The organism is Pseudomonas sp. AMR01 (genome assembly GCF_041946035.1).
Lineage (GTDB): Bacteria > Pseudomonadota > Gammaproteobacteria > Pseudomonadales > Pseudomonadaceae > Aquipseudomonas > Aquipseudomonas antarctica_B.
On sequence record NZ_JAUTYR010000007.1, the window covers coordinates 184,875 to 195,227 of the forward strand.

General features: G+C 62.1%; 8 protein-coding genes. All 8 read left to right on the forward strand.

Annotated elements, in window-relative coordinates; genetic code table 11:
- Positions 1-53: 53 nt before the first annotated feature.
- The 8 genes from glnE to Q7C20_RS09785 all read left to right on the forward strand — a co-directional run bounded on the left by glnE (position 54) and on the right by Q7C20_RS09785 (position 10,174).
- Positions 54-2,993, forward strand: coding sequence for a bifunctional [glutamate--ammonia ligase]-adenylyl-L-tyrosine phosphorylase/[glutamate--ammonia-ligase] adenylyltransferase (gene glnE / locus Q7C20_RS09750; protein WP_375066966.1), 2,940 nt, complete (start codon positions 54-56; stop codon positions 2,991-2,993).
- Between the two features lie 230 nt (positions 2,994-3,223).
- Complete coding sequence (gene waaF, locus Q7C20_RS09755) at positions 3,224-4,258, forward strand: lipopolysaccharide heptosyltransferase II (RefSeq protein WP_375066968.1); 1,035 nt, start codon at positions 3,224-3,226, stop codon at positions 4,256-4,258.
- Positions 4,259-4,260: 2 nt separating this feature from the next.
- Positions 4,261-5,322: a lipopolysaccharide heptosyltransferase I gene (gene waaC / locus Q7C20_RS09760; protein WP_375066969.1), complete on the forward strand. Its 1,062-nt coding sequence runs from the start codon at positions 4,261-4,263 to the stop codon at positions 5,320-5,322.
- The gene (locus Q7C20_RS09765; RefSeq protein WP_348062071.1) at positions 5,322-6,446 is read left to right on the forward strand and encodes a glycosyltransferase family 4 protein; all 1,125 of its coding nucleotides are present in this window, start codon (positions 5,322-5,324) and stop codon (positions 6,444-6,446) included. Before waaC ends, Q7C20_RS09765 begins: the two co-directional genes overlap by 1 nt.
- Positions 6,443-7,249, forward strand: a complete 807-nt coding sequence (rfaP, locus tag Q7C20_RS09770) for a lipopolysaccharide core heptose(I) kinase RfaP (protein WP_348062070.1) — start codon at positions 6,443-6,445, stop codon at positions 7,247-7,249. The genes Q7C20_RS09765 and rfaP overlap by 4 nt, the downstream gene beginning before the upstream one ends.
- Positions 7,249-7,983, forward strand: coding sequence for a lipopolysaccharide kinase InaA family protein (locus Q7C20_RS09775; protein ID WP_375066970.1), 735 nt, complete (start codon positions 7,249-7,251; stop codon positions 7,981-7,983). The genes rfaP and Q7C20_RS09775 overlap by 1 nt, the downstream gene beginning before the upstream one ends.
- Entirely contained in the window at positions 7,980-8,732 is a 753-nt protein-coding gene (locus tag Q7C20_RS09780) for a lipopolysaccharide kinase InaA family protein (RefSeq protein ID WP_375066971.1), read from the forward strand. The genes Q7C20_RS09775 and Q7C20_RS09780 overlap by 4 nt, the downstream gene beginning before the upstream one ends.
- Positions 8,732-10,174 (forward strand): lipopolysaccharide kinase InaA family protein, encoded by a 1,443-nt coding sequence (locus Q7C20_RS09785; protein ID WP_375066973.1) that lies wholly within the window; start codon positions 8,732-8,734, stop codon positions 10,172-10,174. The genes Q7C20_RS09780 and Q7C20_RS09785 overlap by 1 nt, the downstream gene beginning before the upstream one ends.
- Positions 10,175-10,353: the final 179 nt, after the last annotated feature.

The following is a 10,353-nucleotide window of genomic DNA, read 5'->3' on the forward strand; positions in this document are numbered from 1 at the left end:
TGGTTCTTGCCTGCACGGCAACACGCCCTTTACGCGCCGATCAAGGATAGACCATGAGCCTTCCAACGCTGGCCGAATTGCCGGCCATTCTCTTGCCATTTGCCCAGCGGGCCGAGCAGTCATTTCGTGACGCCGTGGCCGCGCTGGACGACGATCATGGACTTTCTGCGTGGACGCCGCAACGGTGGGCCGACTTCGCCCGCGTGTGCGCCGCCAGTGATTTCGTGATTGAACAGAGCGTTCGTGACCCTTTGATGTTGCTTGAGTTGGTGTCGTGGGGCGAGCTGGACCGTGGCTTTGCGCCCGGCGAGTTGTGCAGCCAGATCTGCGGCGCTGTGCAACAGGCCGAAACAGAAGATGAATTAGGCCGCGCACTGCGTCGCCAGCGCACCCGCCATCAGGTGCGCATTATTTGGCGCGACCTGACCCGCCAAGCCGACCTGGTGCAAACCTGTCGCGACCTCTCCGACATGGCCGACGCCAGCATCGACCAAGCCTATCAATGGCTGTATCAGCGCCACTGCGTGCAATTCGGCACGCCCACCGGTCGGCGCAGCGGCGACGCCCAGCACATGGTCATCCTCGGCATGGGCAAGCTCGGCGCGGTAGAGCTGAACCTGTCGTCCGACATCGACTTGATTTTCGCCTACCCCGAAGGGGGCGAAACGGTGGGCGTAAAGCGTGCACTGGATAACCAGGAATTTTTCATCAGGTTGGGTCAAAAACTGATCAAGGCCCTCGACCCGATGACCGTGGACGGCTTCGTGTTCCGCGTCGACATGCGCTTGCGCCCTTACGGGTCGGCCGGTGCCTTGGTGCTCAGCTTCAACGCGCTGGAGCAGTACTATCAGGATCAGGGCCGCGACTGGGAACGCTACGCCATGATCAAGGCACGCGTGGTCGCGGGCGATCAGGTGGCGGGTGCGCACCTGTTGGATATGTTGCGGCCGTTCGTTTACCGGCGTTACCTGGACTTCTCCGCCATCGAAGCGCTGCGCACCATGAAGCAGTTGATTCAGCAGGAAGTACGGCGCAAGGGCATGGCCGAAAATATCAAGCTGGGCTCGGGCGGCATTCGCGAGGTGGAATTTATCGCCCAGGCCTTCCAGCTGATTCACGGCGGTCGCGACCTCAGCCTGCAACAGCGCCCGTTACTTAAGGTGCTTGGCATGCTGGAGAGCCAAAGTTATTTGCCGCCGGCGGTGATTGCCGAATTGCGCAATGGCTACGAATTCCTGCGCTACACCGAACACGCGATCCAGGCGATTGCCGACCGGCAGACGCAAATGCTCCCGGACAGCCCTGAAGACCAGGCGCGCATTGCCTTTATGTTGGGCTTTGCCGACTGGGCGGCCTTCCACGAACGCCTGATGCACTGGCGTGGCAGGGTGGGCTGGCACTTTCGCCAAGTGATTGCCGACCCCGATGAAGAAGAGGGCGAAGAAAGCGAATTGGTGGTGGGAGGCGAGTGGTTGCCGCTGTGGGAAGAGTCCCAGGACGAAGACGCTGCCTGTCGTCAATTGGCCGAAGGTGGTTTCAGCGACGCGCCCAAAGCCCTCAAAGCCCTGGCCGGCTTGCGCGTCAGCCCGCAATTGCGGGCCATGCAGCGCCTTGGGCGTGAGCGTCTGGATGCCTTTATCCCGCGCCTGCTGGCCCAGTCCGTGGAGCACGCCAACCCGGACCTTGTGCTGGAGCGCGTGTTGCCGCTGGTGGAGGCTGTCGCCCGGCGTTCCGCTTATCTGGTGCTGCTCACGGAAAACCCCGGTGCACTTCGCCGCCTTTTAACCCTGTGCGCCGCCAGCCCGTGGATTGCCGAACAGATCACCCGCTTCCCGCTGCTGCTTGATGAGTTGCTCAACGAAGGCCGCCTGTTCAAGCCACCCCTGGCACCTGAACTCGCCGCCGAACTGCGCGAGCGCCTGACGCGTATTCCCGAGGACGACCTTGAGCAACAAATGGAGGCTCTGCGCCACTTCAAATTGGCCCACCGCCTGCGTGTGGCCGCCTCGGAAATCGCCGGCAGCCTGCCGTTGATGAAAGTCAGCGACTACCTGACCTGGCTCGCCGAAGCCATCCTCGAACAAGTGCTGGCCCTGGCCTGGCGCCAGACCGTGGCGCGTTACGGCTCGCCGCAACGGTTGGACGGCAGCGTGTGCGACCCTGGGTTCATCATTGTCGGTTATGGCAAAGTCGGCGGCATCGAATTGGGCCATGGTTCGGACCTGGACCTGGTGTTCGTTCACGACGGCGACCCTCAGGCTGAAACCGACGGCGCCAAGCCCATCGACGGCGCGCAGTTCTTCACGCGCCTGGGCCAGCGCATCATTCACCTGCTGACCACCCAGACCAACTCCGGCCAGCTCTATGAAGTGGACATGCGCCTGCGACCTTCCGGCGCCTCGGGCTTGCTGGTGAGTTCGCTTGGGGCGTTTGAGCGCTATCAACAAAATGAAGCCTGGACCTGGGAACATCAGGCCCTGATCCGCGCGCGGGTGTTGGTCGGTTGCGCAGACGTGGGCCATGCGTTTGAGCAAGTCCGCGCCAAGGTTTTGGGCCGCGAGCGGGATTTGGCAACGCTGCGCCAGGAGGTCAGCGAGATGCGCGCCAAGATGCGTGACAACCTCGGCACCAGGACCACGGCGGCCGGTACCGGCGCCAATGCCTTCGAGCCTACGGCAGCGTTCGACCTCAAGCAGGACGCCGGAGGTATCGTCGATATTGAATTTATGGTGCAATACGCGGCTTTGGCGTGGTCTGCCCACCATCCATCGTTGCTGCGCTACACCGACAATATCCGCATTCTGGAAGGCCTGGAGCAGGTGGGGTTGATGCCCGCCGCCGACGCCCATCTGCTGCGCGAGGTGTATAAGGCCTACCGTTCCGCCGCACACCGCCAGGCCTTGCAAAACGAGGCCGGCACGGTTGCCGGGGACCAGTTTGCCGACGAGCGGCGCCAGGTGATGCGGGTCTGGAAGGAACTGGGGTTAAGCTGATCAATTGAGTGACGCCAATCTAATGTGGAAATCGGCTTTATGTGGGAGCGGGCTTGTGTGGGAGCTGGCTTGCCTGCGATTGCATCACCTCGGTATTACTGATACCCCGAGGCGTCTGCATCGCGGGCAAGCCCGGCTCCCACAAAAGCCCGCTCCCACAAAAAGCGTGACCTACAGTCATTATCGAGGCGGGGAGGCATTAGCCTCCCCGTATCGTTTGTGGAAACTACATGAATATTCTGATCGTTGGGCCCAGCTGGGTCGGTGACATGGTGATGGCGCAGACACTGTTTCAGTGCCTGCGCATGCGCTATCCAGACTGCCAGATCGATGTGCTCGCCCCTGAGTGGAGCCGGCCGATCCTTGAACGCATGCCCGAAGTGCGTAAGGCCTTGAGCTTTCCGCTCGGCCACGGCGCGCTTGAGCTGGCGACCCGTCGTCGCATCGGTAAATCCCTGGCCGGCCAATACGACCAGGCGATCCTGTTGCCCAACTCGCTCAAGTCGGCGCTGGTGCCGTATTTTGCCGGCATCCCCAAGCGCACCGGCTGGCGCGGCGAGTTTCGTTACATCCTGCTCAACGACGTGCGCACGCTGGACAAGGCGCGCTACCCGCTGATGATCGAACGCCTCATGGCCCTGGCCTACGCGCCGGGTGCCGAGTTGCCCACGCCTTACCCGCGCCCCAGCCTGCAAATCGACCCGGTGAGCCGCGACGCCGCCCTGGCCAAGTTCGGTTTGATGCTGGATCGCCCGGTGTTGGCGCTGTGCCCGGGTGCCGAGTTTGGCGAGTCCAAACGCTGGCCGTCGGAGCACTACGCCAAAGTCGCCGAAGCGAAGATTCGCGAAGGTTGGCAGGTGTGGCTGTTCGGTTCGAAGAAAGATCACCCGGTGGGCGAAGACATCCGCCAGCGCCTGATTCCCGGCCTGCGTGAAGAAGCGGTCAACCTCAGTGGTGACACCTCGCTGGCCGAGGCGATTGATTTGTTGTCCTGCGCCGACTCGGTGGTGTCCAACGACTCCGGCCTGATGCACGTGGCGGCGGCGCTGAATCGCCCATTGGTGGCGGTGTACGGCTCCACGTCGCCGGGTTTCACCCCGCCGTTGGCCGACAAGGTTGAAGTGGTGCGCCTCGGGCTTGAGTGCAGCCCGTGTTTTGAGCGCACCTGCCGTTTCGGCCACTACAACTGCATGCGCCAATTATTGCCGCAGCCGGTAAATGAAGCCTTGCAGCGGTTGCAGGGCACTGCGGTCGAGGTTCGATAGTTTTGCGCGTACTCGTAATCAAGACCTCATCCCTGGGCGACGTGATCCACGCCTTGCCGGCCCTGACCGACGCCGCGCGGGCGATCCCCGGTATTCGCTTTGACTGGGTGGTGGAAGAAGGCTTTGCCGAAATTCCGACCTGGCACCCGGCGGTGGACCAGGTGATCCCGGTGGCGATCCGTCGCTGGCGCAAAAACATCTGGCAGACGCTCAAGAGTGGCGAATGGCGACGTTTTAAGCAGCGCATCCAGTCGACCAAATACGACCTGGTGATCGACGCCCAAGGCCTGCTGAAAAGCGCCTGGCTGACGCGTTATGTGCGTGCGCCGGTGGCGGGCTTCGATAAAAACTCGGCCCGTGAGCCGATCGCCGCACGCTTTTATTCCCGTCGCTTGGCGGTCGCCCGTGGGCAGCACGCCGTGGAGCGTTTGCGCCAGCTGTTCGCCGTTGCCCTCGGTTATGACCTGCCCAAAGCCCTGGGCGACTATGGTTTGAGCGTCGATAAACTGCTCGGCCTGCCGCCAAAGAAGCCCTTCGTACTGCTGCTGCACGGCACCACCTGGGACACCAAGCATTGGCCCGAAGCCTACTGGCGCGAGCTGGCCGAGCGCATGGGCAGCCTGGGTGTGGACGTGAAGTTGCCGTGGGGCAATGCCGCCGAAAAAGCCCGCGCCGAGCGCCTGGCCCAAGGCCTGCCAAACGCCGAAGTGTTGCCCAAATTGAACCTGGCCGGCGTGGCCCGTGTGTTAGCGGGCGCGCGTGCCTGTGTGGCCGTGGACACCGGTCTCGGCCACTTGGCCGCTGCTCTGGATGTGCCGACTATTTCCCTGTTTGGCCCGACCAACCCAGGCCTCACCGGCGCCTACGGCAAGGGCCAGATTCACCTGGCCAGCGATTTTCCGTGCGCGCCGTGCCTGCAAAAGCACTGTACCTATCAACCAACGGCCGACGACCTGCGTCGGTTCGACATCAAGCGCGAGTCGCCCCTGTGCTTCACGCGCTTGAACCCTGAGCGTGTGGCAAGCCGACTGAGCACGTTGTTACTGGCTGAGGAGCTGCACTGATGCAACTGGCTTTTGTGTTGTACAAATATTTCCCCTTCGGTGGCCTGCAGCGCGACTTCATGCGTATCGCCCTGGAGTGTCAGAAACGCGGGCATCAGATTCGTGTCTACACGCTGATCTGGGAAGGCGACATCCCGCCCGGCTTCGAAGTGCTGGTGGCGCCGGTCAAGGCGTTCTTCAACCATCGGCGCAACGAGAAACTCAGCGCCTGGATGGAAGCCGACCTGGCCAAACGCCCGGTGGACCGCCTGATTGGCTTCAACAAGATGCCCGGCCTGGACGTCTACTACGCCGCCGACGGCTGCTTTGAAGACAAGGCGCAAAACCTGCGCCATTCGCTGTACCGCTACTTTGGCCGCTACAAGCACTTTGCCGACTACGAGCGCGCAGTGTTTGCCAAAGATGCCAAGACCGAAGTCTTGATGATCTCCGAAGTGCAGCAGCCGCTGTTTATCAAGCATTACGACACGCCGCTGGAGCGCTTCCACCTGCTGCCGCCGGGCATCGCACAAGACCGCCGTGCGCCGCCCGATGCGGCCGAGATTCGCGCGGGTTTCCGCAAGGAATTCAACCTGCGCGACGACGAGCTGCTGCTGGTGCAAATCGGCTCGGGTTTCAAGACCAAAGGCGTCGACCGCAGCCTCAAGGCCGTGGCCGCGCTGCCGGCAGAATTGAAAAAACGCACGCGCCTGTTTGTAATTGGCCAGGACGACCCCAAAGTATTCCAACTGCAGAGCGCCACATTGGGGCTGGGCGATAACGTGCAGTTCCTCAAGGGCCGCAGTGATATCCCGCGTTTTCTGTTGGGCGCCGACCTGTTGATCCACCCGGCATACAACGAAAACACCGGCACCGTGTTGCTTGAAGCCGTGGTAGCCGGGCTGCCGGTGCTGGTCTCGGCGGTGTGCGGTTACGCGCACTACATCACCGAGGCCGACAGCGGCCTGGTGCTGGATGAGCCGTTCGAACAGGCGCAGCTCAATCAGTACCTGACGCAGATGCTTTCCGACACCTCACAGCGCGCGGCCTGGGGCCGCAATGGGTTGGCCTTCGCCGAGACGGCCGACCTCTACAGCATGCCGCAGCACGCGGCGGATGTGATTCTGGCGGAGCCAAAACGATGAAGTTGATTCTTGCCGAACCGTTCAAGACTTTATGGGCCGGGCGTGACGCCTTTGCCGAAGTCGAAAAACTGCAAGGCCAGGTGTTTCGTGAACTGGCGGCGCGCCGCACCTTGCGCACCGAGGTGGATGGCCGCGCGTATTTCGTGAAAATTCACCGTGGCATCGGTTGGGCGGAAATCTTCAAGAATCTGATCACAGCTAAGTTGCCCGTGCTGGGCGCCGGCCTGGAATGGGATGCCATTCACCGCTTGCAGGAAATCGGCGTGCCGACCATGACCGGCGTGGCCTTCGGCGAAAAAGGCAGCAACCCGGCGGACCAGCACTCCTTCATCATCACCGAAGAGCTGGCCCCGACCATCAGCCTGGAAGACCTGACCGTCAACTGGCCAGCCGAGCCGCCGACGCTTGCGTTGCGCCATGCGCTGACGGACGAACTGGCGCGCATGGTTGGCGACATGCACCGGGGCGGTGTGAACCACCGCGATTGCTACCTGTGCCACTTCCTGCTGGACACGTCCAAACCGATCGACGCCCGCGACATCAAGCTGTCGGTGATCGACCTGCATCGCGCCCAGATGCGTGCCCACTTGCCGCTGCGCTGGCGCGACAAAGATTTGTCTGCGCTGTACTACTCGGCGCTGGAAATCGGTCTGACCCGGCGGGACAAGTTCCGCTTCCTCAAGGGCTATTTCCGTCAGCCATTGCGCCAGATCCTTGCCGAGCAGTCGGCGTCCTTGAGCCTGTTGCAGCGCAAGGCCGACAAGCTGTATGCGCGCAAGCAGCGCCTTGGAGATGCGATCTGATGGCGGGTTGGAACCTGGAACCTGCTTACGCCGCGTTGGCGGATGATTTTGGCAGCCTGGAGGCGGTGTTCGCCCTGCAAGGCGAGCGCCTGACCCGCGACCCGCTGTCGGAAGTGATCCGCGTGGAGCGTGGCGGGATCCATTACTACGTCAAGCGTTACGTCGGCGCCGGCAAAGGCTTGCGCCGTTACCTGGGCAAGCCGCGCGTCAAATCCGAGTGGCAGAACCTCAAGCGTTTCGCCAAGTGGGGCATTCCCACCGCAGACGTGGTCGCCTGGGGCCTGGAGCGCAAGGGCCTGGCGTATCACCGCGGCGCGATGATCACCCGTGAATTGCCGAAAACCGAAGACCTGTCAGCACTCGCCGACCGCCACGACGCCCGTCTGAAAGACCGCAAATGGGTCAGTGCGATCAGCCGTCAGCTCGCCGAATACACGCGCACGATGCACGAGCACCGCTTCACTCATAACGACTTGAAGTGGCGCAACCTGTTGGTCGATGACCATCAGACGCTGTACCTGATCGATTGCCCCAACGGTGATTTCTGGCGTGGCTTCTGGCTCAAGTACCGGATTACCAAGGACCTGGCCTGCCTGGACAAAGTCGCCAAGTATCACTTGTCGGCCACCCAGCGCTTGCGTTTCTACCTGCAATATCGCCAACGCCCACAGCTGTCGGCGGCGGACAAACAGCGAATTCGCCACGTGGTGAAGTTTTTCGAGGGACGCGAATGAGTGATTTCCTGGCGGCCGAAGACCGCGCTCTGCTTGAGCGCCACGGCCTCTCAACCTTCGACGCCCTGTGGGCTCGTCAACTGGACGCGGTGGACGAACCCAATACCAGCGAAGGCGGCTGGAGCAGCGTGTTTCGCCTGGAGCTTGAAGGCCAGGGGTACTACCTCAAACGCCAGAGCAACTACCTGACGCGCAGCTTGCACAAGCCGTTTGGCGAGCCCACGTTCGCCCGCGAATTTCGCAATATCAGCCGTTACCAGGCGCTCGGTATTCCCGCGTTGCAGGCCGCGTTTTTCGGTGAGCGCAAGGTCAGCGGCGAGCGCCGCGCGATGCTGCTGACCCGTGCCCTGGACGGCTGGAATGATCTGGATTCGTTGCTGGAGCAATGGTCGCAACTGAGCGACGCCCAGCACCGCGCAATCCTGCTGGCGTGCGGCAAGCTGGCCCGCGACCTTCATCGCGTGGGGCAGGTGCATGGCTGTTTTTACCCCAAGCATATTTTCCTGCAGGCGGCCGGTGCTGGTTATGCCGCGCGGTTGATCGACCTGGAGAAAACCCGCCCGCTGTTGTTTGGCTGGCGTGATCGGGTCAAAGACCTGGAGCCACTGCTGCGCCGTGCGCCGCAGTGGACGGACGCGCACATTCGGCAATTGCTGGCCGCTTATGTTGAACAGCCTGAGGACAGCGCGCTGGTGGATGTCTGGCACCGCCGCCTGACGGCCCGTCGCAGCCAAAAGGGGAAGCGCTGATGCGTTTATCCGCACTGAAAAACGCCGGGCGCACACCCGATCTGCCCCTGACCATTGAACTGGCGGACGCCGCCGGCGCAGGGCAATTACAACTGCTCAGCCTGCTGCGCGTATTGCCGGGCGAGCGCTACGTCGGCGCCGCCGTCTGGCGCGGTCGCCCGGTGCTGGCCAAGTTGCTGGTGGGCGGCAAAGCCGCACGGCATTTTCAGCGTGAACTCACCGGCGTCCGGCTGCTGGCCGAGCAAGGCCTGACCACGCCGCAGTTGCTGGCCGATGGCTTGCAGGAAGGCGAGGGCGGCTGGCTGCTGTTCGACTTTATTGAAGGCGCCGAAAGCCTTGCCGATGCCTGGCAGGCAGTCGAAGGGCTGCCGCCGCTGGCAGACGAACAAACCGCCGTACTTGCCGAAGCACTCGGTGCGATTGCGCAGATGCACGCCAAAGGGCTGTGGCAGGAAGACTTGCACCTGGACAACCTGCTGCGTCAGGACGGCATGTTGTACCTGATCGACGGCGCGGGTATTCGCGTTGAAGAGGCGGGCAAGCCGCTTTCGCGTAACCGCGTGCTGGAAAACCTCGGGGTATTCTTCGCGCAATTGCCGAAAAATCTTGAGCCGTTTACCGAAGAACTGTTGGTGTATTACCTGCTGAGCAACGGTGAGCATGCGTTGCCGCTGGAGGCCCTGGAAAAGCAGGTGCGTAAAGTCAGCGCTTGGCGTTTGAAGGATTTTCTGAGCAAGGTTGGCCGTGAATGCACGCTCTTCAGCGTGGTGCGTGGCGCCTTTGGCTTGCGTGCGATTCGGCGTGAGGAAGTGGCGGCGATGTTGCCGGTGCTGGCGCAGGCAGATGCATTGCTCGATCAGGGGCATCTGTACAAGACCGGCGGTGCGGCGACGGTGGCCAAGGTTGAGGTCGCGGGGCGGCCGTTGGTGATCAAGCGCTATAACATCAAGGGGTTTGCCCATTGGCTCAAGCGGTTCTGGCGGCCGAGCCGGGCCTGGCATTCGTGGTGTGAGGGTAATCGTCTGGCGTTTTTGGGGATTGCTACGCCCACGCCGTTGGCGGTGCTGGAGAAGCAGTTTTTGTGGCTGCGCAGTCGGGCTTATCTGGTGACTGAGTATTTGCCGGGGCCGGATATTATTGAGCGGTTTGCGCCTTATGTTGAAAGCGGGGAGGCGCCGGAGGCTGAGTTGGTGGCGTTGGATCAGCTGTTTGCGCAGTTGATTCGGGAGCGGATCAGTCATGGGGATTTCAAGGGGCATAACCTGTTTTGGGCGGGGGATCGCTGGACCTTGATTGATCTGGATGCCATGTGTCAGCACGGGTCTTTGGCTGGGTTTGCGCCTGCTTATGCCCGGGATCGGGCGCGGTTTATGCGTAATTGGCCGGTGGGGAGTGCGCTGTATCAGGTGATTGATCAGCGGTTGCCCTTGGGGGTTGGTTGAGTACATATCCGTTGCTGTGGTAACGGCTGAAATCGGTTCCGCTCTTACAGCCAGCCCTTTCAAGGTCTTTGGAAATCGGCCATATCTGGCTGATTCCTGTACCTGTGGCGAGCGGGCTTGCCCCGCGTTGGGTTGCGAAGCGACCCCAGAAAGAAGAATGCGGTGGGTCAGGCATTCTT

Bases quoted from the DNA above. Each gene is read 5' to 3' on its own strand.
- glnE (WP_375066966.1), top strand. From the start codon at position 54: ATGAGCCTTCCAACGCTGGCCGAATTGCCGGCCATTCTCTTGCCATTT.
- rfaP (WP_348062070.1), top strand. From the start codon at position 6,443: ATGAAGTTGATTCTTGCCGAACCGTTCAAGACTTTATGGGCCGGGCGT.
- Q7C20_RS09775 (WP_375066970.1), top strand. From the start codon at position 7,249: ATGGCGGGTTGGAACCTGGAACCTGCTTACGCCGCGTTGGCGGATGAT.
- Q7C20_RS09785 (WP_375066973.1), top strand. From the start codon at position 8,732: ATGCGTTTATCCGCACTGAAAAACGCCGGGCGCACACCCGATCTGCCC.
- waaF (WP_375066968.1), top strand. From the start codon at position 3,224: ATGAATATTCTGATCGTTGGGCCCAGCTGGGTCGGTGACATGGTGATG.
- Q7C20_RS09780 (WP_375066971.1), top strand. From the start codon at position 7,980: ATGAGTGATTTCCTGGCGGCCGAAGACCGCGCTCTGCTTGAGCGCCAC.
- Q7C20_RS09765 (WP_348062071.1), top strand. From the start codon at position 5,322: ATGCAACTGGCTTTTGTGTTGTACAAATATTTCCCCTTCGGTGGCCTG.